The organism is Metabacillus sp. GQ13 (assembly GCF_059758525.1).
In genome coordinates this window covers 56591-77869 of the sequence record NZ_JCAXET010000009.1, presented here as the reverse complement: position 1 = coordinate 77869, position 21279 = coordinate 56591, and the positions used below count along the sequence as shown (strand labels likewise).

At 34.6% G+C, this 21279-nt stretch carries 23 protein-coding genes; 8 read left to right on the top strand and 15 right to left on the bottom strand.

Annotated elements, in window-relative coordinates:
* Window positions 1-104 precede the first annotated feature (104 nt).
* The 5 genes from AC6CHR_RS12785 to AC6CHR_RS12765 all read right to left on the bottom strand — a co-directional run bounded on the left by AC6CHR_RS12785 (window position 105) and on the right by AC6CHR_RS12765 (window position 4824).
* Window positions 105-1031 (bottom strand): peptidylprolyl isomerase, encoded by a 927-nt coding sequence (locus tag AC6CHR_RS12785; protein ID WP_498249258.1) that lies wholly within the window; start codon window positions 1029-1031, stop codon window positions 105-107.
* Between the two features lie 122 nt (window positions 1032-1153).
* The gene (locus tag AC6CHR_RS12780; RefSeq protein ID WP_498249256.1) at window positions 1154-2572 is read right to left on the bottom strand and encodes a sensor histidine kinase; all 1419 of its coding nucleotides are present in this window, start codon (window positions 2570-2572) and stop codon (window positions 1154-1156) included.
* Window positions 2562-3269: a winged helix-turn-helix domain-containing protein gene (locus AC6CHR_RS12775; protein ID WP_498249254.1), complete on the bottom strand. Its 708-nt coding sequence runs from the start codon at window positions 3267-3269 to the stop codon at window positions 2562-2564. The genes AC6CHR_RS12780 and AC6CHR_RS12775 overlap by 11 nt, the downstream gene beginning before the upstream one ends.
* 600 nt (window positions 3270-3869) lie before the next feature.
* Window positions 3870-4067 carry a cold-shock protein gene (locus AC6CHR_RS12770; protein ID WP_498249252.1) on the bottom strand — a complete coding sequence of 66 codons (198 nt, stop codon included), beginning with the start codon at window positions 4065-4067 and terminating at the stop codon, window positions 3870-3872.
* Window positions 4068-4362: 295 nt separating this feature from the next.
* Window positions 4363-4824: a MarR family winged helix-turn-helix transcriptional regulator gene (locus AC6CHR_RS12765; protein ID WP_498249250.1), complete on the bottom strand. Its 462-nt coding sequence runs from the start codon at window positions 4822-4824 to the stop codon at window positions 4363-4365.
* Between the two features lie 294 nt (window positions 4825-5118).
* Between AC6CHR_RS12765 and AC6CHR_RS12760 the strand changes: the two genes are divergently transcribed.
* The 3 genes from AC6CHR_RS12760 to AC6CHR_RS12750 all read left to right on the top strand — a co-directional run bounded on the left by AC6CHR_RS12760 (window position 5119) and on the right by AC6CHR_RS12750 (window position 7005).
* Window positions 5119-5964: a protein-glutamine gamma-glutamyltransferase gene (locus AC6CHR_RS12760; protein ID WP_498249248.1), complete on the top strand. Its 846-nt coding sequence runs from the start codon at window positions 5119-5121 to the stop codon at window positions 5962-5964.
* 79 nt (window positions 5965-6043) lie between these two features.
* The gene (locus AC6CHR_RS12755) at window positions 6044-6388 is read left to right on the top strand and encodes a hypothetical protein (RefSeq protein WP_498249246.1); all 345 of its coding nucleotides are present in this window, start codon (window positions 6044-6046) and stop codon (window positions 6386-6388) included.
* Complete coding sequence (locus AC6CHR_RS12750; RefSeq protein ID WP_498249245.1) at window positions 6385-7005, top strand: hypothetical protein; 621 nt, start codon at window positions 6385-6387, stop codon at window positions 7003-7005. Before AC6CHR_RS12755 ends, AC6CHR_RS12750 begins: the two co-directional genes overlap by 4 nt.
* Window positions 7006-7161: 156 nt before the next feature.
* Here AC6CHR_RS12750 and AC6CHR_RS12745 read toward each other — a convergent pair whose 3' ends face one another.
* Complete coding sequence (locus AC6CHR_RS12745) at window positions 7162-7557, bottom strand: secondary thiamine-phosphate synthase enzyme YjbQ (RefSeq protein WP_498249243.1); 396 nt, start codon at window positions 7555-7557, stop codon at window positions 7162-7164.
* A 376-nt stretch (window positions 7558-7933) separates the two neighbouring features.
* Between AC6CHR_RS12745 and AC6CHR_RS12740 the strand changes: the two genes are divergently transcribed.
* Together AC6CHR_RS12740 and AC6CHR_RS12735 are read left to right on the top strand one after the other, a co-directional pair.
* Window positions 7934-8179, top strand: coding sequence for a protein mistic (locus tag AC6CHR_RS12740; protein ID WP_498249241.1), 246 nt, complete (start codon window positions 7934-7936; stop codon window positions 8177-8179).
* Between the two features lie 6 nt (window positions 8180-8185).
* A complete protein-coding gene (locus AC6CHR_RS12735; RefSeq protein WP_498249240.1) occupies window positions 8186-9181 on the top strand; it encodes a potassium channel family protein in 996 nt (331 codons plus the stop codon).
* Here the strand turns inward: AC6CHR_RS12735 and AC6CHR_RS12730 are convergent.
* Window positions 9175-9582 carry a YugN-like family protein gene (locus AC6CHR_RS12730; protein WP_498249238.1) on the bottom strand — a complete coding sequence of 136 codons (408 nt, stop codon included), beginning with the start codon at window positions 9580-9582 and terminating at the stop codon, window positions 9175-9177. The two genes, AC6CHR_RS12735 and AC6CHR_RS12730, sit on opposite strands and share 7 nt — an antisense overlap.
* Before the next feature lie 214 nt (window positions 9583-9796).
* On the opposite strand from AC6CHR_RS12730, the gene AC6CHR_RS12725 reads away from it, so the two are divergent.
* A complete protein-coding gene (locus AC6CHR_RS12725; protein ID WP_498249236.1) occupies window positions 9797-10849 on the top strand; it encodes an NAD(P)/FAD-dependent oxidoreductase in 1053 nt (350 codons plus the stop codon).
* A gap of 319 nt (window positions 10850-11168) precedes the next feature.
* Here the strand turns inward: AC6CHR_RS12725 and AC6CHR_RS12720 are convergent, their stop codons facing one another.
* Window positions 11169-12521, bottom strand: a complete 1353-nt coding sequence (locus AC6CHR_RS12720; protein ID WP_498249234.1) for a glucose-6-phosphate isomerase — start codon at window positions 12519-12521, stop codon at window positions 11169-11171.
* 717 nt (window positions 12522-13238) lie between these two features.
* The gene (locus AC6CHR_RS12715; protein ID WP_498249232.1) at window positions 13239-14402 is read right to left on the bottom strand and encodes an iron-containing alcohol dehydrogenase; all 1164 of its coding nucleotides are present in this window, start codon (window positions 14400-14402) and stop codon (window positions 13239-13241) included.
* Window positions 14403-14540: 138 nt separating this feature from the next.
* On the opposite strand from AC6CHR_RS12715, the gene AC6CHR_RS12710 reads away from it, so the two are divergent.
* Complete coding sequence (locus AC6CHR_RS12710; RefSeq protein ID WP_498249230.1) at window positions 14541-14768, top strand: DUF378 domain-containing protein; 228 nt, start codon at window positions 14541-14543, stop codon at window positions 14766-14768.
* A gap of 95 nt (window positions 14769-14863) precedes the next feature.
* Here AC6CHR_RS12710 and yugI read toward each other — a convergent pair whose 3' ends face one another.
* The 5 genes from yugI to AC6CHR_RS12685 form a co-directional block, all read right to left on the bottom strand.
* Complete coding sequence (yugI, locus tag AC6CHR_RS12705) at window positions 14864-15262, bottom strand: S1 domain-containing post-transcriptional regulator GSP13 (RefSeq protein WP_498249229.1); 399 nt, start codon at window positions 15260-15262, stop codon at window positions 14864-14866.
* A gap of 144 nt (window positions 15263-15406) precedes the next feature.
* Window positions 15407-17017 (bottom strand): hypothetical protein, encoded by a 1611-nt coding sequence (locus AC6CHR_RS12700; protein ID WP_498249227.1) that lies wholly within the window; start codon window positions 17015-17017, stop codon window positions 15407-15409.
* On the bottom strand, window positions 17010-17570 hold the full coding sequence (locus AC6CHR_RS12695; RefSeq protein ID WP_498249225.1) for an RNA polymerase sigma factor: 561 nt from the start codon (window positions 17568-17570) through the stop codon (window positions 17010-17012). Before AC6CHR_RS12695 ends, AC6CHR_RS12700 begins: the two co-directional genes overlap by 8 nt.
* A gap of 401 nt (window positions 17571-17971) precedes the next feature.
* Window positions 17972-19141: an aminotransferase gene (locus AC6CHR_RS12690; protein ID WP_498249223.1), complete on the bottom strand. Its 1170-nt coding sequence runs from the start codon at window positions 19139-19141 to the stop codon at window positions 17972-17974.
* Window positions 19138-19638 carry an Lrp/AsnC family transcriptional regulator gene (locus AC6CHR_RS12685; RefSeq protein WP_498249221.1) on the bottom strand — a complete coding sequence of 167 codons (501 nt, stop codon included), beginning with the start codon at window positions 19636-19638 and terminating at the stop codon, window positions 19138-19140. Before AC6CHR_RS12685 ends, AC6CHR_RS12690 begins: the two co-directional genes overlap by 4 nt.
* 241 nt (window positions 19639-19879) lie before the next feature.
* Between AC6CHR_RS12685 and AC6CHR_RS12680 the strand changes: the two genes are divergently transcribed.
* Entirely contained in the window at window positions 19880-20713 is an 834-nt protein-coding gene (locus tag AC6CHR_RS12680) for an alpha/beta fold hydrolase (RefSeq protein WP_498249220.1), read from the top strand.
* A 300-nt stretch (window positions 20714-21013) separates the two neighbouring features.
* Here the strand turns inward: AC6CHR_RS12680 and AC6CHR_RS12675 are convergent, their stop codons facing one another.
* Window positions 21014-21277: a DUF1871 family protein gene (locus tag AC6CHR_RS12675; protein WP_498249218.1), complete on the bottom strand. Its 264-nt coding sequence runs from the start codon at window positions 21275-21277 to the stop codon at window positions 21014-21016.
* Window positions 21278-21279 lie beyond the last annotated feature (2 nt).

The window sequence follows — 21279 nt, the reverse complement described above, 5'->3', positions numbered from 1 at the left end:
AAAATAGCCTACCTTATTTTTTCTTTAGACAGGCATTCTAGTTAAAACGACAAAAAAGCAGACCCTATTTAGAGTCCGCAAAACCACTTTTTTATTTTTCGGTATTACTTTTTTTCTTCACTTGCGGTATCAGCTGTTTCTTCTTTATCTTTACTTAAATTATTTTTAACTTTATATTCTTCTTTTTTCTTTTCTAACCATTTCGGATATTCCGTTTGGAATTTTTGTTGGAAGAGTTGGTCTTTGATTTGTTCTTTACTGTCATCAAAGTTTGCCTCAACTGCCTCTTGTTTATCCGTTACTTTTATTATATGGTAGCCATGCGTTGTTTTTACAGGATCACTGATTTCGTCAATTTCCATTGAAAATGCTGCAGCTTCAAATTCTGGAACCATACTTCCTTCTCCAAAGAACCCTAAATCTCCACCGGCCTCAACTGTACCTGGATCTGTTGAGTATTCTTTTACTAATTCAGCAAAGTCACCGCCATCATCTATCTTCTTCTTCACTTCTTTGGCTGTTGCTTCATCTTCTACTAAGATATGACTTGCTTTAACCTGTTTCGCTTTAGCAAACGTTTCTTTGTTTTCATCAAAAAATGTTTGCATTTCTTTATCTGTTATTTTGATCGTTGGTTCAAGTAACTTTTCGATTTGAAGATTTGTTTTCACATCTACTTCTAAATCTTCCTTAGTTAAACCTGCTTGTTGTAGTTGGGCATTAAACGCTTCTTCCCCACCATAAGCTTCGATTAATGTTTTAACTTCTTCATCTACTTCTTTATCAGAAACAGATACTTTTTCCTTTTTAACTTCTTGTTCGATTAAGCTTTTCGTAATAAGGGTATCTACAGCTACATCACCATTTTGCTCAACAAAAAATGTATATAAGTCATCCTTTGTAAGAGATTCATCCCCGATTTTTGCTACAACTTCACTTCTCATTGAGAGAAAGATGAAAATTGCAACAGCCACTACTACAAGGATAGCTAAAATACCAATTGTTTTTTTACTTGAAAGTAATTTTCCCATTTAAATTATGTCTCCTCATTTAGAAAGTCTATTCTGTTACCATGCTTCTATCATACCAAAAAGATATGAATAAACTATGAACAAATGGAAAAAAAAATAAAAATAGCTCATTTTGTATCAAATTACGATTGTTTTTCGTCCTTTATCGGAATAGAAATCGTAAATTTAGTGCCTTTATTTTGTTCGCTTTTGATTTCAATTTTCCCTTTATGCATCTCTACTAATCGTTTAACAATTGATAGACCTAAACCAAATTCACCAAATTGGTTACTTGTTCTTGATAAATCAGCTTTATAAAATCTCCGCCAAACGGATTCAATCTCCTCTTTATCCATACCAATTCCGTTATCTTCAATCTCAATAACAGTTTCTTCATTGGTTTGTCTACCACGGAGCCAAACTGCACCTTGATTTGTAAATTGAATACTATTTTTCGTAATATTAATGAGAATTTGAATAAGGCGGTCATAGTCTGCCACAATTATACTATTTGCTTCTGCTTCAATGATTAGCTGGATATTTTTCTCTTCTGCCTGGACGAATAAATGATCTCTAATCACCTCGAGTACTTCTACTAATTCTATCTTTTCTTTAACAAGTTTTACTTGATTTGATCGGATTCTTTCATAATCCAAATTTTCGTTTACAAGTCGAATTAATCGCTTTGTTTCTTGACTAACTAAATGGATTCCTTTTTCCTTTTCATCATCCTCAATCATATTGTTTTTAAGTCCTTCTATCACACCGCTTATTGTCGTTAAAGGGGTTCGAAGTTCATGTGAAACATCAGCAATAAATTGCCTACGTCGTTTTTCTAGAGTTTCGATTTCTACATTCTGTGATTTTAATTGATCAATCATTTCATTAAAATCGCTAGCCATTTCGGCAATTTCATCGAAATTAGAGGCAGGAATATGAGCATCATCGAAATCACCTTTAGCAATTTTAGATGTTGCCTTTCTTATATTTTGGATTCGTTTAACATGAATTTTTGATAGAATCCAACTTAATAAAAATGAGACAGATAAAGCAATGAGTACCGTATAAAGAAGGTATTGATTCACTTCACTAATCATTTCTCTGGAACCACTAATAGGGGAAATCAGTAAGATCCCACCACCCAAACCTTCGCTTCCGATATAAGGTAATGCTACTAACGAGACCTCTTGATCTGCCCATTTGATATTGTGTTTTGTGACAATTTTCTCTCCATTTGAAAGCTTATTCCAATCTTCTTCTGTAATCCTAGTTGTTGGTGTACGATCTGACAAAGGATAAACAATGCGACCTTGCTGATCAAAAATACTAAAAAAGACATTTTGCGAACTTAATACATAATTGTATTGCGTAAAAATATATTCCTGTCCGGTCTGCTCAAAATCATTTAAAATATTCTCACCATAATCGGTCAATTCATTTACCTTGTTTTCATAAACCATATTTTCTAAAAAATGGGCAAACAGCAGACTCAAAATAATAAATGCAATAATTAATATACTAATATGACTGATAAATAGTTGATAAATGTATTTAATTCTCATCTATTTCAATCGATTCATCAAATTTATAGCCCACTCCCCAAACTGTATGGAAAAAGGGCAGACTCGGAGTTTCAACTTTTTTCCTTAAGCGTTTAATATGGACATCAACTGTACGCTCATCTCCGTAAAACTGATAACCCCAAACTTGTTCTAACAGTTGCTCACGTGTAAATACTTGATGTGGATTCTTAACAAAAAAGTAAAGAAGATCAAATTCCTTAGGAGTTAAATTTGTAATTTTCCGTTCTTGTAAATAGACTTCTCTGGATAATTGACTAATTTTAAAATGTTCAGTGATTAAAAACTCTGAATTGCTTGTCTGAACACTTTCAACAATCTGATAGCGACGAGTTACCGCCTTAATCCTTGCCATTAAGGCTAGTGGACTAAAAGGCTTTGTCACATAATCATCTGCCCCCATCTCTAGTCCGAGAACTTGATCTGACTCACTATCCTTAGCTGTTAGCATTATGATTGGAATCGAACTCTTTTCTTCTCTAATTTTTCTACAAAGAGTTACGCCATCCATACCAGGTAGCATCCAATCTACGATGATCAAATCCCAGGGATTGTCTTTGTAACTCTCGTATCCTTTCAATCCATCATGGACGAATTCACCTGAAATTCCTTCCTTCGAAAAAAACATCTCAAGCATAGAACAAACACTTGGATTATCTTCAATGACTAAAACTCTCACTTTTTTCACCTACCGTTAAATTGCATTGATTGTATGTATTACAACATTTTTCATTTATGCTCTTTTCTATAAGTTTGTTGTACTAGGAGAAGAGTACGACCCCCATGATAGATCTAGATATGTAAATCTTTACTTTTCACAAGGCTGTTTTCGCAAAGTTTGTTGTTTTCCGTACAAAGTACTGATGTACACGTATTAAAGATATCTTCGTGCTCTTTTCGCTAAATTACTCTAATATCCCTTTGACATAGCTTCAATTTAGATCATAGCGCAACAAACTTTTAGAAAAGAGTTTTTCACCAAAAACAACCTTTGCGAAAACATACTTCATTTATATGTAATGTGGATTTATTAATAATCTCAGTTATCTACATTCTTTACCTATTTCGTTACGTTAATCATTTTACTGAGTGGCTGTTTTCGAAATGATTGTTGTTTGTCTTACCCTCTCAGTATAGTGAATGAGTGATTAATTTCAAGTATATCGGTAAAGGATGACGAGTACCTACAAATAGCAAAGTTTAGGAAGAAGATTTGTTCATTCTAAAAAAAGACCCCGTAATCGGAGTCTTTTTTGGAGCTGCATTTGCAGCATTATCCTTATTTTTGTACGTTAGCAGCTTGTGGTCCACGAGCTCCTTGCTCAACTTCAAAAGTAACGGTTTGGCCTTCTTCTAGAGTCTTGAAACCCTCGCCTTGAATTGCAGAGAAGTGAACGAATACATCTTCTTGTCCTTCTACTTCAATAAATCCAAAACCTTTTTCTGAATTAAACCATTTAACTTTACCTTCTAACATTGTTTTTCCTCCTGAGCGTGGTATAGATCCACCTTGTATTATTTACTATTCTTGCTAGACAATGATCGTTTTAAGCGGAACCTTTTAAAGCAAAAGTAATTTCCATCTTTTATCCTTATCCGAACAAAAATAATCACTTAAATTTTATCATCTGCCTTTGGTGAAATCAAGAAAAAACCATCCCTTTTCCTAGTGTAATTGAATAATAGTATAGGATATTTATTTTCTAATTCTTAACAATAAAACAGTTGATTAACCGTACACTGTTTTACCCAAGACTCTATACGCGGTACAGCTATTCCTCCGTTTTACAGTCTTTAAGATTGACTAATACAGTATTTAACTTTTCATATGTTTCAATAAAAGCGATGATTTCACTTTCTTCAAAACTAGTAATAAACGACTCAACTAATTTTTGAATCTTCTTTTCTGTCTTTATATAAAATTTGCTACCTTTATCCGTTAATGTTAAATAAATAACACGGCGGTCTTTTTCATCACGTGTTCTCTTAATAAGTTCCTTTTCAGTTAAGCGATTGATAATCGCAGTAATAGCACTTTTCTTCACGTCAAAGGCATCAGCTAACTCAGTGGACGTACAGGTCCCAGCAAGATGAATATACCGTAATGTATAATGCTGATCATATGTAATAAAGTCACCTATGCTTTCCTTAATTAAATTTCCACCCTTTTTAGTGACCGAAAAGGACACTGATAGGTAGCGATTAATCAGCGTTTCTATCTGTTTTTCTTCCATACATAGAACCACCTTTATTTTAGTTAAACAGTTTAACTATTCACTTATTTAACTATAAAACGCTAGTTACCTCCTGTCAATTATAAAAATAAGTTGGTGAAAGGGAAAATAGATAAACGAAGCATGTCGAAAAAGACCTAATGGAACTGACTAAATATGTACAAGTATGTACTCATCCATTTGTTTATGTTTGAGGTTTTTAACAAAGCTATTCTTTTATAAATTGGTTTTCTATTTCTATCTTCACTTACGAAACCATATAATACGTTAACTAAACCAAAAGGGTGGGATAGTATGATTTTAATTAATCATCATTTGTTCACTACTACTCAATTAACTTCCTCAACTTTGACCGCTGAAGAAACTGAAATGATTGAACGAATGAGTCGTTATCAGGAGACTTATTCTTTTATTAATGTTGACCATTTTCACTTTGTACTTCATCTTCGTCAATCCATTATTCAAGCATCAAGATTATTATTTTCAAGCAAAGCCAGATTTTCAACCTTTGCAAATGCTCGGTGTAACAAAACCTATTGGCAATTAACAGAACAGGGTGGATTTAAACTTAAGACTGGGGTAATTCCATCTGATGCGATTCGTGATATCTTTGAAAATGGTCCTTTATACAGTTTTGAATGTGCCACAGCAATTGTCATATTGTTTTATAAAGCCGTTCTTGACTCTATTAATCTCGACCAATTTAATCGTATCTATCAAGGAATGTATTTACGCGATTGGCAATCAGACGAGGATTTACCGATATTCTCAAAGACCGGAAATGATTACTTACCAGGTGATTGTTTATATTTTAATAATCCAGAATTTGATCCAAACCAGTCACAATGGCGGGGTGAAAATGCGATTGATTTAGGTAATGGTCTATATTATGGCCATGGTATAGGTATTAAAACAGCCGAAGGGATCATTGAAGCATTAAATAAACGGAGAAAGCCTAATGCAACAGAATCTTCCTATCTATTATCACAAGTGACGCGAATAGATAACCGCTACCTGTACCAGTTTGCAAATCAATCTCATGAACGAAGTGGAACTCCTAATTTTATCACCTATAATCGGGTAGTTGCTAAAATTGGTTCTCATGCATTTTGTGACGTGCAAAAGTCGATCGATGTTTAAGCGCACTTGAATGAAAAATGAAACCAAACGCTTTCTAATACGTACTTCCTTTTATAAAATGGTGTTGGAGGCGAACAAATTGATTGAAGAATTCACAAGGCAATTAATAAATTTAGACCAGCAAAAGAAAACCTTAAATAAATTCACGAGACAACTAACCGAATATGAAGAAACTAGAATCGAAAAAGAAAAAGTGAGAGATCAATTCATGGTTAGACTAGCAGCAGAAAAAAGAGATGTTGACAGGCTGAACCAGTTTACACTATCAAATATACTCTATTCGATTAGTGGAAAAAAATTAGAAAAGCTAGATAAAGAAGAGAGAGAATATGTAGCAGTTCGTGTGAAAGTAGATTTATTAGCCAAAGAAATAGCTACCATTTTAAATAAAGAAAAAGAATTAAAGGCAAAAAGGGAAATTTGAGCGATGTCAATCATCAATACAATCTTGTTTTAGCCAAAAAGGAACAACTCCTACTGTCGATTGACCGTGAATCTAGTTTCAAAATTCATTCATTGTTAAATGCAGAATATCAGAAAACGGCACAGATACAAGAGTATGAGGAAGCAATCATTGCAGGAGAGGTTGTTATACATTCGTTAGGGAAAGCAAAATCCGCTTTAAAAAATGCCAGTAATTGGGGAACATTCGATCTACTTGGAGGTGGTATGATTTCAAGTGCAATAAAACACAACCATTTAGAAGAAGCAACAAGTATTATAAGTGACGTTCAGACAAAGCTTGTTGAATTTCATAAAGAATTAATCGATATTGGTCATGTGTGGAAAGAACTAAATGTAGATATATCGGGATTTCTGAAATTTGCTGATTACTTTCTTGATGACATCTTTAGTGATTGGGCCGTCCAGCAAGTAATTACTGATATAACAAGTCAAGTAACGTTGCAGGAAAAACAAGTTGATGTGATGTTAAATAAACTTAGAAGAAACCTAGCACTTTTACAAAAAGAGGTAAAAGGTCTAAAGCATGATAGAGAAGCAATCAGCGTCAGTACAACAGAGCTTTACTCTTATGCTTAATTACCCCTTCTTCAAAAAATTGACGAAATTAAGACAATACTTGGATTACGAGCAGTACAACAAAAATCGCATCCACGTGTTACTCAGTTCTCAAAATGGTTAGGGAAAGTAACGCACCCGGAGCTATATAACTTTGCGTTCTTTCCCTCCGTTTTTCTACATACATTTCATATAAAAATGTCTATTACGGGGTCCATCAAATTCACAAAAATAAATGCCTTGCCATGTACCTAAAAGTAATTTTCCATTTGTAATAATAACTGTTTGAGAAGAGCCAACAGTACTTGCCTTCATATGTGCAGCTGTATTTCCTTCTGCATGCATATCCTTTACCAGATTCCAAGGGAACATTTCATCAAAGCGTCTTAGCATATCACTTTTTACATCGGGATCCGCATTTTCATTTATCGTAATCCCTGCAGTTGTATGTGGACAATAGATCAAAACAGTCCCTTCTTTAATAGCTAATTCATTAACAAAGTCTTGAACATCATTTGTTACCTCAATCATTTCATCGCGCAGGTTTGTTTCAATCGCTTGCTTTTTTAGCATTCTAGATCTCCACCCTTTTCCTTATTCTTGTATTGTTTATATCTAGTATATACCGAAAAAACGACTAGATTAAACTACGTAAACAAAGTAACTATGTAGTTTAGGACCATTTCAAAATAAAAGGAATGCTGTTTTTATTAAATTTTCTTAATACAATCTATTTTCTACTTTTTAAACCAACCCCCTTTATTATATTTTTCCATTATTCAATAGGATTTTCTGCAATCTATCTAAAGAAGTGTGCATACTAAGGAAAATAAGTAACTTAATAAGAGTCCTTTATTATTTCCTCAGGATTTTTAAATTTGTGTTGATCCACAAGACACCTACTTAAACCATTGTATACACATTTACATAGATAGAAAGTGGTGATGACATGAAAGTTAGTGAAGAAGAGAAAAAACAACTAAGTGAGGCTATCGATAAAATGAATGAAGGATTAGATGCCTTTATTGGCTTTTATAATGAAACGGAAGAGGATAAAGAGCTAATAGAATTTGCTGATGAAACGATTATATCCATTCAAAAAGCGATTGATCTTTATGGGAAGGATGAAGTTACAGCTAAAATCAACACTATTATTAGAGAAATCTTATCATTTTCACCTAATAAGAAGGGGTGATTGTATATGTCAAAATCAAATAAAACAATTATCCATTGGTTTAGATGGCCTATTCATTATCGAATAACACTTGTACTCATTTTAATCATCTTAATTTTTGGACAGGTCATATCTGTAGTAGAGCCAACTGTTTTCCCAACTGTCTTCGATGGTATTTGGTGGGCTGTGGTAACTGTTTCTACGGTTGGCTTTGGAGATTATGTCCCTAAAACCTATTTAGGGAGGGTCATAGCCATCTTCATGATTTTAGCTGGAGCAACCTTTGTTACTGCCTACTTTGCAACGATATCAGCTGCAACTATTAGAAGACATAATTCATATGTAAATGGAAATGTCGCCTTTAAGGGTAGTAATCATGTGGTGTTAATAGGCTGGAACGCAAAATCAAATGAAATGATTGATTCACTCCATTCTATAAAGCCAAATAAACAGATCGTCTTGATTGATGAATCTTTAAAAGCAGCCCCTTTACTCGAAAATGTCTATTTCATTAGAGGTAACCCTGCTAATGACCAAACATTGCTACAAGCAAACATAGATACTGCTGATGCAGCGATTATTACAGCAGATCAAAACAAAAATGAACATAATGCTGATATGCATTCAGTACTCGTTTTATTAACATTAAAGGGAATTAATCCTACCTTGTATTGTGTCGTTGAAATCCTAACAGAATTGCAAGTTAACAATGCTCATAGAGCAGGTGCTGATGAAATGATTAAGTCATATAAACTGACAAGTCATTTTATCATGAGTAGTTATTTAGCAAGAAATGGATTATCAGAATTTTACTCCGAATTCAATCCTGCAACCGGAAATTCTTTTAAAGTACTACCTGTCACTGAAAAATTAATTGGCAAGACGTTTAAGGAAGCTAGTCAAGTATTATTAGAAAATGAGTCGATCTTAATTGGCATTAAAAAAGGAGAGGAAACGAAAGTAAATCCGCCACTCTCCTATGAAATACAACCACTAGATGCACTAATCATTCTTACTCACTGATCTAGTAGTTTTACTTCTATTTCTTTAACTAGTTCCTTCCCTAAATCAATAAATTTACTAGGGAAGGTAGCATCTTTATCTTGTGGCTCCTGAAATTGATTAAACGATGCACTAAAGTTACCAATTTTCGCATGATCATCTAGCCCTATTTGGTATTTGTGTGAGAGCAGAAACGGTGTACCTAAACGAACTGTTGTATTAGGTGAATCTAGCTCCCCAGCTGTTGCAATAAAAGGAAGCCTTAAATATTGGTATCCTACTTCTGAATCGATTTTATAATCAAAAGAACCATGATCATACTCCCAATTCCCTCCAATTGAGTAGCCTAATGGTTTTAGTTTTAACTCAAGATCATACAATGAAAAAGATTGTCCATCTATGCTTGATGGAATTTCAATCATCCAAATAACCTCCTTTTACGTTTAGAATTTCCTATTAAGAGAAAAAAATTCTTAAGAACTTTTGTTGCAAAAGGCCTCAGAATCATTTGAAACAAGTAGTTCATCTCCTATCACCAGACGAATGGGACTTTTTATATTGACATTCTCATAAAAACAGACAATAATGAAATTGATAATCATTATCAATGTTGATACTTTAAAGGAGTGTGAAATGATGACCTTTCATGAAGATATTTTTGATGTAACAATTATTGGCGGTGGTCCAGCTGGCTTGTTTTCAGCTTTTTATAGTGGTATGCGTGAAATGAAAACAAAGATTATTGAGTTCCAACCAACATTAGGTGGAAAGGTTCATGTATACCCTGAAAAAATGATCTGGGACGTAGGTGCCCAAACCCCATTGACAGGGGCGCAACTAATTCAACAAATGGTTGAGCAGGCATTAACATTTGATCCTGAAGTTGTTGTCAATGAAAAAGTTATCAAGATAGAAAAATCAAGAGAACAGCTCTTTATTCTTACCGCAGAAAACGGAAATCAACATTTTAGCAGAACGGTGATATTAGCAGTTGGAGGCGGCATCTTAAAACCAATTAAATTAGAAATTCAAGGTGCAGATAGATATGAGGTTACAAATCTCCATTATGTTGTCCAAAGTTTAAGTAAATTCAGAAATAAAGACGTATTAATTTCTGGAGGGGGAAATGCTGCAATTGATTGGGCAATCGAGTTAGCCCCTGTTGCTAAAAGTATTCACCTTGTCCATAGAAGAGATCATTTCGATTGTCATGAAGCACAAAGAACGCAAATTGAACAATTACATACACATATACACTTAAATACAACAATAGAAAAGTTTATATCCACAACTGATAATAGCAAAATAAAATCTGTACAGTTAAAAAATCAGCTTTCTCAAGAAGTATCAAATATTGATGTTGATGATGTGATTATAAGTTATGGTTTTGAGCGAGAGCTGACATTTATTAAGGAGAGCCCCTTAAATATTGAATTAGTTAATGAATTCTTTATTAATGGGTCAACGAAGTCAGAATCAAACATTGAAGGTCTCTTTGCTGCAGGTGATATCTTACATTTTGAAGGAAAGGTTCATTTAATCTTAGGGGCATTTGCAGATGCAGCGAATGCAGTCAATCAGGCAAAACAAGTGCTTGACCCTACATCTTCTGCAAAAGCAAGGGTTTCATCTCACAATAGTCGGTTTGACGAGAAAAATAAAGAATTAATGAAGCATTTATATGTCTAAGTTCCATAGAGGAGTTTACTTAGGTTGTGGGTATGTATAGTATCATACCCACTGTTTCTAGGTATGTCCGCATTGAGCGTTGAAAAACGTTATCGATAAATAACAAGCGAACTTTCATTGACGAGAGAATTACTTCGACATTTTACCCTTTTACATAATAGATTCCTTACCTACAAAATCCTTTATTTCGTCCACCTATCCCTCAATAAAATACAGCTCAAATCTTTTCAAACTAAAAATGTGACCAATTTCAACCCAATTAGGTCAAAATATAGTCACACTCTTAACTACTTCTATCAAATTATGTTAAATCATTAGATTATTTTTCTAAGCGTTTCTCTAATTCTGCCTTTTTCTCTTCAAATCCTGGTTTTCCAAGTAAAGCAAACATATTTACTTTGTAAGCTTCAACACCCGGTTGATCAAACGGATTGACACCTAGTAGGTATCCACTCATGGCACATGCTTTTTCAAAGAAGTACACTAGATAACCAAAAGTATACTCATCCATTTTTGGAATTGTTACAACTAGGTTTGGAACACCACCATCAGTATGGGCAAGCATCGTCCCTTGGAACGCCTTTTTATTTACGAAATCAACAGATTTACCAGTTAAATAATTTAAACCATCTAAATCATTTTCTTCTGACTCAACTACTAATTCATGGCGTGATGTTTCAACATTAATAATCGTTTCAAAAATGTCACGACGGCCTTCTTGAACATATTGACCTAATGAATGCAGGTCAGTCGAAAAGTTTGCAGATGAAGGATAGATTCCTTTTTGGTCTTTCCCTTCACTTTCTCCAAACAATTGTTTCCACCACTCAGAGAAATATTGAAGTCCTGGCTCATAATTAATCAGCATTTCAATCGTTTTCCCTTTGTTGTAAAGGACATTACGAACAACCGCATATTGATAAGCAGCATTTTCTTCAAGCTCTGACTTACCGAAGTCTTCACTTGCTGCAGCTGCTCCCTTCATCATTGCTTCAATATCAACACCTGTTACAGCGATTGGCAATAGACCTACAGCCGTTAATACAGAGTATCGACCACCAACATCATCTGGAATAATAAACGATTCATAGCCCTCTTCAGTAGCTAACGTCTTCAATGCACCACGTGATTGGTCAGTTGTTGCATAAATACGCTGTTTTGCTTCTGTTTTACCATATTTCTCTTCAAGAAGCTTTCTAAAAATACGGAATGCTAATGCTGGCTCAGTAGTTGTACCAGATTTTGAAATAACGTTAATCGAGAAATCTTTACCTTCAAGTAAATCATGAAGATCTTTCATATATGTAGAACTAATATTGTTACCCACAAAAATCACTTGCGGAGCTTGTCTCTGTTCTTTAGACAAAGCATTGTAGAAAGAATGATTTAACATTTCAATCGCGGCACGAGCTCCTAAGTATGAACCACCAATCCCAATAACAAGAAGCACCTCAGAATCAGACTTAATCTTTGCAGCACTCTTCTGAATACGTGCAAACTCTTCCTTATCATAATTTGTAGGAAGATCAACCCAACCTAAAAAATCACTCCCAGCACCTGTTTGCTCATGGATCGTGTGATGTGCAACTTTTACAAAATCACGTAAGTATGTAATTTCATGTTCATTAAAAAATGATAACGCATTTGAATAGTCAAAACGTACATGTGTCATAACTAGTTCCTCCATTAGTATCATTATTATTATAGCTACTATCACTTTATCTAAGATAAGGAAGTAAATCAAGTAGGAAAAAGCACTCTCCTTTTTCCCTACACTTAATTCCCAAAAAAGGACATATATAGTAAGCGCCTCTCTAAGAAAAAGCGGTCTTCTTTTTCCCTAACGCAAATATTAGACCTGCACGGAAAAAGCACTCTCCTTTTTCCCTACACTTAATTCCCCAAAAAGGACATATAGTAAGCGCCTCTCTAAGAAAAAGCGGTCTTCTTTTTCCCTAACGCAAATATTAGACCTGCACGGAAAAAGCGCTCTCCTTTTTCCCTACACTTAATTCCTCAAAAAAGAACATATAATAAGCGCCTCATTAGGAAAAAGTGCACTTCTTTTTCCCTATCCTCAATCCACAAATAAACAAATTAACAATCGCCCTCACAAGATAAAGGAACACTTCTTTTTCCCTAAATCAAACAACAATCGATTTTTAATTATTCTTCAAGTAGGAATGCCCACTCCTAGGAAAAAGCGCTCTCCTTTTCCCCTATCCCTCACAAACTAACAACGCCCTTCACAAGATAAAAGCCCACGTCAATTCCCCTGATTCAAATAACAGAGTTATAAGCGTGCTCTATATGGAAGGGCGGTTTGCTTTTTTGTTTTGTTGTTAAGCACTAGTTAGTGTTTGGAAAAAGAAGGACTCTTTTTCCTTACTTATAAGGAAGCTGTCAAAATCGCTCTGACATCTTCATCATTTAACTTTTTAAAATTACCAAATTCACCATTTGCCATCGACTTTTCAACCATTAATTCAATCTTTTCATCATTTATCTGATAATCCTGTAAACGACTAGGCGCTCCGATGCTACTCCAGAATTCACGAAGCTTCTCGATTCCTTCTAAAGCTATTGTTTGATCATCTTTTCCAGTAGGATTAATGTCAAATACATTTACCGCTAATTGAACAAATCGTTTCACATTTTCATGCAAATTATGTTTCATCCAATTTGGAAAGAGAATTGCTAATCCCCCACCATGAGGAATGTCATACACTGCGGAAACAGCATGTTCGATATTATGACTTGCCCAATCTCCATGGTAACCCATCTGTAATTGTCCATTTAATGCGATTGTTCCTGAGTAAAGGATTGTCTCACGAAGTTGATAATTATCAAGGTCTTCAATTAACTTAGGTGCAGTTTCAATAACCGTTTTCAACAGTGACTCGCAGAAACGATCCTGTAAGGGTGTATTTTTCGTATGATGAAAGTATTGTTCAAATACATGTGACATCATATCGACCATGCCATAAACAGTTTGATCCTTTGGAACTGTAAACGTGTTCGTTGGATCTAATATCGAAAATTGCGGGAATGTTAAGGGGCTTCCCCAGCCATGTTTTTCTTTTGTTTCCCAATTGGTAATAACAGATCCTGAATTCATTTCCGAGCCGGTAGCAGCCAATGTCAGTACTGTACCAAAAGGTAATGCCTCAGTAGGCATATGTTTTCTTGTCACAATATCCCATGCATCACCATCATATTTCGCTCCAACAGCAATCGCTTTTGTACAATCAATAACACTTCCACCACCGACAGCTAAAATGAAATCAATGGCCTCTGTTTTACATATATCAACTCCACGATGCACAGTTGTTAATCTTGGGTTTGGTTCAACACCAGATAATTCAAATAGTTGAATGTCATTTTCACCTAATAAATTGACAACCTCATCATAAAGACCATTTCGTTTAATGCTACCGCCACCATATACAAGAAGTACCTTTTTTCCGTATTTCGGTACTTCTTTTACTAGTTGCTGTACTTGTCCCTTACCAAAAATCAACTTTGTAGGGTTGTAATATGTAAAGTTTTCCATTTTTTATCGCCTCCATAATTAGATTATGTACAATTTGATTTTTTTAGTAAAGAAATACGCATTTCCATTATTTATAATTGAATAGATTTTCTCCTTTTTTCACAAGCTAGTCTTGTAGAACATTAAAGGAGGAAGCAAATGAGCGCAATACAACGTATAGCACTTTTACTTACCATCATTGGCGCAATAAACTGGGGACTAATTGGATTCTTTGGGTTCAATTTAGTAGCAGCTATATTCGGTGATGATTCAGCATTATCTAGAATCATTTATGGCATAGTGGGGATCGCTGGCTTAATCAACTTAGGTCTTCTCTTTAAACCTGCAGCAGAGGTTGTTCGGGAACCAAGACCAGAAGCAAGATAAATGAACAATCAGGAGTTTATCTTGCTCCAGTATCAATAGAACTTAAATAAATAAAAGGATGAAACGCAATTGCGTTTCATCCTTTTATTTATTCCTTATTTCTTTACTTCTTCACGCTTAGATTGTTCGATCCACTCTTCAAGTTTATCCTTTAGTGTATTAAACCCTTGTGGTGTTTCTGTTTCTGTTTTAACAGTTGCTTGACGTTTCTTAGGTTTTCTTGGTGCTTCTTTCTTTTCTTCAACAGGTGCTTCTTGAGTTGCACGAATTGAAAGACTGATTTTACCAGAATTTTCATCGATTGAAAGTACTTTAATTTGTACTTCATCATTTAATTTTAAGTGTTCGTTCACATCTTTAACAAAACCATGTGTAATTTCAGAAATATGAACTAGTCCTTGAGTTGAATCGTCAAGAGCAACGAACGCTCCGTATGGTTGAATTCCTGTAACTTTACCTGTATGCACACTACCTATTTCGTACTTTGTTGTCATAAATAACACTCCTAATTTCTTATATTATATGTCCTTTTATACGCAATATAAAATTATATCACATCTTTACGTTTTTTTCAAAAATAAAAGTATGTGTCCTCATTATATTATACCCCAAAAAACAGTGGTTGAAGCCACTGCTTTTTAAAGTGATTGATAAACAACTTTTGGAATTCCCTTGTCATATTCCATTTGGAATAAATATGGTTCTCCATTATTCTTTATTAGTGTATAGGTTAATAGTTGATCTCCTTGTTCAGAGCTGTCAATTATAGCATTCACTTCATTTGATAATGTTTGAAACTCCGTACGTTTTTGCTCCATTTCTTCAATAAAGTCTTCAACACTTGGCAACTGAGCATCTTCGTCGTCATGTAAAAGATAATACGCTGTTTCGTAATCTCCTTTTGCGATGGCATACACGAAAATTCTATAAATCGAAAATTCTATTGATGTAGTAGTACCTGTAAATGGACCATGTAATATGTCATCATTATGTGTTTTCTTATATTCCTGATAGACATTGATCATTGAATCGGTTAAGGGAAATAGATGTGTCGGCGAATAGTAGCTCGATATTCCTTTTAACTCAGAAGGTATACTATTGCTCATTTCACTTCTTAATTGATCAGTAAGTACGAAGTCATTTTCTGTTAACTTCTCAATAAACGTTACCAATTGATTTGCAGACTTTGTGCCATGGTGCTCTTCAACAAATCCCCCTAAAGTTTCAACAGACGAATCCTTTAAATAATTTAAAAAGACTTTTTGATATTCGAACCTTAAGAATTCTATTTTTTCAAAATTAGGATAAGACAATATGGCTTGTTCTAATTTTATAATTCTTTCCTCCATTGTATCATTTGAGATTACTGAAACATCTCCAACATCTCTAATCTCTGAGCGCATTTCTAAATAAACTCGCAATTGCTCACTAATATGACCAACAAAATCAGCTAAGATTTTCTGGCTATTAATATCAAAATAGATATCACCTTCATCTTCATAAAAACTGTAACCATTGCTTAATAATGTTTCAACTATAGCAGATCCTTCCACATCCCAATTATTTAATTCAGTTACATAATTTTCTATATTAGGACTTAGGCCTCTTTCTATATTCTCTATCTGCCATTTTTCATTATATCGTTCATGGAGAATATCTAATTTATTTATATAACTAAGTAGATCATCCTCACTAATTGGATCTCCATTTTCAAAGTTTCTTCTTAGTGTCGCATACTCGTCTTTAGGCAAGGACACTTTCTGATCTATGATTTCTTTTACCTTTTCCATATCAGTCGTTAGTTCTTGCTGATTTTGGTAACTTTTTCTGCCTTCAAATTTCTCAACGGTAGCTTTTGCCTCTTGAACAAATGAATATTGCTCCACATCATTAAATTCTAAGTGAGTACTTAATTCATCCACCTTACGTTCGTAATATCCACGAACTTCATTAATCGCTGATTCTATTTCTTTATCTGTAATCGCTTGAGACTGTTTATCTTCGGTTAGTGGTTGTTTTGCCTGATTAAAATTTGCCTGTGATATGAATTGCATTCCTAAAACGCCACCAATTATTAATACTCCTATAAAGGATGCGACAATTGGTAAATGAGTGAAGAATCGTTTTTTAACGGGTTTTTCTTGTTTCTTAAGTACTGTCATTATCTTGTCACTCGAAGACATCGTTGGCATATGATCGTATGATTGTTTTAATTTTTCCATTCGTTCCTCAAATTGTTTATCATCCATTGGGATCACCTTCTTTTTTGCTTTGTTCCTCCATTGCTTTCTTAAGCATTGTCTTCCCTCTTAATATTCTTGTCTTTACAGTCGATAAGGTAATCGACATGATTTCTGCAATTTCTTCGTACTTTTTTTCGTGAAAAAAGTAGAGAACGATAGGGATACGATACTTCTCATCAAGCTTTTGAATAGCTAAGTGTAGAATACGATCCTCGTCGCTTCTAATCACAGCTGCTTCAATTTCTGGATAATTCTCATTTCGAAGGTCCTGTTGTACTTTAAAAACTTTTCTAAGATTTGATTGCCGCTTTCTTGCAAAATCTCTTGTTACGTTCAAGGTGATTTTATATAACCAGGTCGAAAACTTCGCCTTGGAAAATTGATCGATGAATCGATAGACGCGAATAAACACTTCCTGGGTAATATCTTCGATTTCATCCTGTCTATTTCCTAATTGATAGGCAAACTTCTCAACGACTGGATAATGAAGTTCTACAAGTTGTCCAAATGCATTCAGATTCCCTTGTTTTGCTTTTTTAATTAATTCGTCTTCAGTCATTTCGTTCTATCCTCCCTTTGCACTATATTAAACGGTAGATTTCATGAAATTGTTTCATTGTAAAAATTGGTTAAACAAAAGGGGAAAATAACGTGTGTCTTTATATTTTTTTGATAAAACAGGTTTAGAGAAATAAAAAAAGGGGGAGTATTAGAAGCATAAGGCTTTCTAGTATTCCCCCCCTTTTTATTTTCTAGATATATTGGTTGACTCTTAATCAGAGGCAACCTCTTTTTTTGCTCTTTTCTAAAAGTTTGTTGCTCTAGATCTAAATAGAAGCTATGTCCAAAGGGATATCAGAGTAATTTAGCGAAAAAAGCACGAGATATCCTTAAAACGTGTACATTAGTACTTTGTACGGAAAACAACAATCTTTGCGAAAAAAGCCTTTCTATAAAAATTTAAATGTGTTTATCAACAAAGCGTTTCATTCTTTTCACTGCTTCTTGAAGTTGTTCTAATGATGTAGCATAGGAGCAACGAATAAAGCCTTCTCCACTTTCACCAAATACATTCCCAGGAACTACCGCAACTTTTTCTTCTACTAATAATTGTTCAGCAAATTCCTCTGAAGAAAGATTGGTTACCTGTATTGAAGGGAAGGCATAAAATGCTCCTCCAGGATTATGACATGTTAACCCCATCTCATTTAGCGTTCCTACAAACAAATTTCGTCGTTGTCTGTAACTCTTTTTCATATGGAGTACATCCTCTTGACCACTTTTCATTGCTTCAATCGCAGCATATTGAGCCATTGTAGGAGCACACATCATTGAATATTGGTGAATTTTCAACATAGCACTTAAAAAATCAGGATGTGCTGCGACATAGCCTAATCGCCAACCTGTCATTGCAAAGCCCTTTGAAAATCCTGATACTAGAATCGTGCGCTTAGCCATACCTTCTATTGAAACAAAACTTGCATATGGTTCATCATATGTAAGCTCTGCATAAATTTCATCTGAAATGACTAATAAATCATGTTTTTCAATTATAGCTGCAATTCTCTCCAATTCTTCCTTAACAAGAACAGTTCCAGTCGGATTATTTGGCGAACATAAGATAAGTGCTTTCGTTTTACTCGTGATTGCTTTTTCTAAATCTGCGGGTTGTAGTTTAAATTCCATCTCTCCACTTGTTTGAACCTCTACAGGAACCCCACCAGCTAAAGTTACAAGCGATGCATATGATACAAAACTTGGATTGATCACAATGACTTCATCACCAGGATTTACAATCGCTCTTAAAGCGATATCTAGAGCCTGACTTGCACCCACAGTTACTAATATTTCATCCTTAGGGTTATATTCAACAGTTGTTTTTTCCTTTAAATAGGAACTTATTTCATTCCTTAATTCTATTAGTCCAGCGTTTGCTGTATATGATGTATACCCTTGTTCGAGGGAAAGGATACACGCTTCTCTTATACTCCATGATGTGACGAAATCAGGTTCACCTACACCTAATGAAATAACACCCTCCATGCTAGCTGCTAAATCAAAAAACTTTCGTATTCCTGATGGTTTTAAATCTCTGACTGTACTCGAGAGGTAATGCGATGGTTCAATCATGGAGACACCACAATTCTCTTGTCCTCATCATCTACTTCAAATATCGTGCCATCATGCTTATATTTCTTTAAGATAAAATGAGTTGTTGTAGACAATACTGAATCTAAAGTAGATAATTTCTCCGACACGAATTGAGCAATTGCAGACATTGATTTACCTTCTATAATAACGGAAAGGTCATACGCCCCCGACATTAAATACACTGATTTAACTTCATTAAATCTATATATTCGACTGGCAATATCATCAAATCCAACTCCACGCTTGGGCTGAACTTTGACATCGATCATCGCTTTAACGCCTTCATGACCATCAACCTTACGCCAATTAACTTGTGCCGTATAGTCAACAATAATGCGTTGTTCTTCTAAATTTTGAATCAATTGTTTAGTAGCTTCTTCTGTTAAGTCAATCATTTTAGCGATTTGTTCAGCAGATAAGCGACAGTTATCCTCTAAGATCTCTAATATCTCGACTTCCTTCTCAGTAAATTTCATTTTCACCACTCCTACTTTTCAAATCTTCTGATAATTGTATCACTTTATAACTTGTTTTTTCTAGTTTTCTCTACTAGAAAAAAGGGTAAGTTTTTACATGTGTTTTCCACACGTTTTTGGTAACCATAAACACGACAATACTAATTTGCCCCGGATTAACAATAATTCAAACCTATGCTAATCGACATTTTATTTTATCATATTTGCAACGACTATTTATAGGGAAAACGGAGTGAAGCTTATGGAAATAGAAAAGAGCCATTATTATAGCAGTTCTATGAACATTCTTGGTGTTAATGTTCATTATGAAGTATATGAAAAAGATCCTGCAAAGCCAACGATGGTATTAATTCATGGTTTTTTATCTTCTACCTTCAGTTTTCGGAAGATCATTCCTTTGTTAGAAAATGAATTTAGTCTTGTGGCGATTGATCTCCCTCCGTTTGGCAAGACGGAAAAGTCTACAAAATTTGTTCATTCCTATACAAATATGGCTAAACTTGTTATAAAGCTAGTTGAAGGATTACAAATAAAGAAAGCATATCTTGTCGGTCATTCAATGGGTGGTCAAATTTCACTTATCGCTGCGAAGGAAAGACCTGATCTATTTGAAAAGATTGTTCTTTTATGCAGTTCTGGTTATATGAAACGTGTTCATCCCACATTAATATTCGGATCATATTTTCCTTATTTTTACGTATTTATTAAGCGAAGGTTGGCTCGTCAAGGGGTTCTAAAAAACTTAAATAATGTTGTCCATGATAAAGCGCTTATCGATCAAGAGATGATGGATGGCTATTTGGAACCATTTAGAAACGATCAAATTTTCATGGCTCTGAATAGAATGATTCGTGATCATGAAGGGGACCTACCACCTGAGGAATTAAAACGGATTGAACAGCCAAGTCTCCTTATTTGGGGAAGTGAAGATAAAGTAGTTCCGGTTCACGTAGGGGAAAGATTAAAAAATGATTTACCAAACTCCACCTTTTTCTCCTTCCAACAAACTGGACATTTAGTACCGGAAGAAAGACCGGAACACGTTACAGAAAAAATCCTCAACTTTTGTTACTAAAAACTGAAGGCGCCAAGCTTTTGGGCGACAAGTATTAGCCAATCCGGCTAGAAGGTTGCTCTTTAACCTTCTGGACGGATTGGCTTATGACTTAGGAGTATAGGTAATAGTTTCCCTCGAGCCGATGGCGCCTGGAGCTAGACACATTAAAAAGCGGAGTTCTCCAGTTCAGCCCCGTATGAACTGGAGAACTCCGCAATGAGAAACCTTTAAAAAATGCCTTAAGATAGCGCATTATTCTTGGCAGATTGTTTTAACACAATCCTAGGAGCTTTCAAGGATTTATCATTATCTAACGGATTAGCCTAATTCACAGCTAGCATTATTTTTAATAAGTAGAAGTTGTATTGCGAGACTTTCACATTTTTGCAGGGGGATAATTTCCTCAAATGAAAACTCATAAACAGCTTGGATTTTTCTAGAAAGTAACTTTAAATCATCAATTAAATAAACAGCTTGGAGAACATCCACTACTTCAGTTTCGTAACTACCTTCTCCATATCCTAGTGGATCCCATTGTAATAATAGTTCCATTAATTTAATATTGGTTTGCTGAGTTTCCATAA

Bases quoted from the DNA above. Each gene is read 5' to 3' on its own strand.
- AC6CHR_RS12785 (WP_498249258.1), bottom strand. From the start codon at position 1,031: ATGGGAAAATTACTTTCAAGTAAAAAAACAATTGGTATTTTAGCTATC.
- AC6CHR_RS12780 (WP_498249256.1), bottom strand. From the start codon at position 2,572: ATGAGAATTAAATACATTTATCAACTATTTATCAGTCATATTAGTATA.
- AC6CHR_RS12770 (WP_498249252.1), bottom strand. From the start codon at position 4,067: ATGTTAGAAGGTAAAGTTAAATGGTTTAATTCAGAAAAAGGTTTTGGA.
- AC6CHR_RS12765 (WP_498249250.1), bottom strand. From the start codon at position 4,824: ATGGAAGAAAAACAGATAGAAACGCTGATTAATCGCTACCTATCAGTG.
- AC6CHR_RS12760 (WP_498249248.1), top strand. From the start codon at position 5,119: ATGATTTTAATTAATCATCATTTGTTCACTACTACTCAATTAACTTCC.
- AC6CHR_RS12745 (WP_498249243.1), bottom strand. From the start codon at position 7,557: ATGCTAAAAAAGCAAGCGATTGAAACAAACCTGCGCGATGAAATGATT.
- AC6CHR_RS12740 (WP_498249241.1), top strand. From the start codon at position 7,934: ATGAAAGTTAGTGAAGAAGAGAAAAAACAACTAAGTGAGGCTATCGAT.
- AC6CHR_RS12735 (WP_498249240.1), top strand. From the start codon at position 8,186: ATGTCAAAATCAAATAAAACAATTATCCATTGGTTTAGATGGCCTATT.
- AC6CHR_RS12730 (WP_498249238.1), bottom strand. From the start codon at position 9,582: ATGATTGAAATTCCATCAAGCATAGATGGACAATCTTTTTCATTGTAT.
- AC6CHR_RS12725 (WP_498249236.1), top strand. From the start codon at position 9,797: ATGACCTTTCATGAAGATATTTTTGATGTAACAATTATTGGCGGTGGT.
- AC6CHR_RS12720 (WP_498249234.1), bottom strand. From the start codon at position 12,521: ATGACACATGTACGTTTTGACTATTCAAATGCGTTATCATTTTTTAAT.
- AC6CHR_RS12715 (WP_498249232.1), bottom strand. From the start codon at position 14,402: ATGGAAAACTTTACATATTACAACCCTACAAAGTTGATTTTTGGTAAG.
- AC6CHR_RS12710 (WP_498249230.1), top strand. From the start codon at position 14,541: ATGAGCGCAATACAACGTATAGCACTTTTACTTACCATCATTGGCGCA.
- yugI (WP_498249229.1), bottom strand. From the start codon at position 15,262: ATGACAACAAAGTACGAAATAGGTAGTGTGCATACAGGTAAAGTTACA.
- AC6CHR_RS12700 (WP_498249227.1), bottom strand. From the start codon at position 17,017: ATGGATGATAAACAATTTGAGGAACGAATGGAAAAATTAAAACAATCA.
- AC6CHR_RS12695 (WP_498249225.1), bottom strand. From the start codon at position 17,570: ATGACTGAAGACGAATTAATTAAAAAAGCAAAACAAGGGAATCTGAAT.
- AC6CHR_RS12690 (WP_498249223.1), bottom strand. From the start codon at position 19,141: ATGATTGAACCATCGCATTACCTCTCGAGTACAGTCAGAGATTTAAAA.
- AC6CHR_RS12685 (WP_498249221.1), bottom strand. From the start codon at position 19,638: ATGAAATTTACTGAGAAGGAAGTCGAGATATTAGAGATCTTAGAGGAT.
- AC6CHR_RS12680 (WP_498249220.1), top strand. From the start codon at position 19,880: ATGGAAATAGAAAAGAGCCATTATTATAGCAGTTCTATGAACATTCTT.
- AC6CHR_RS12675 (WP_498249218.1), bottom strand. From the start codon at position 21,277: ATGGAAACTCAGCAAACCAATATTAAATTAATGGAACTATTATTACAA.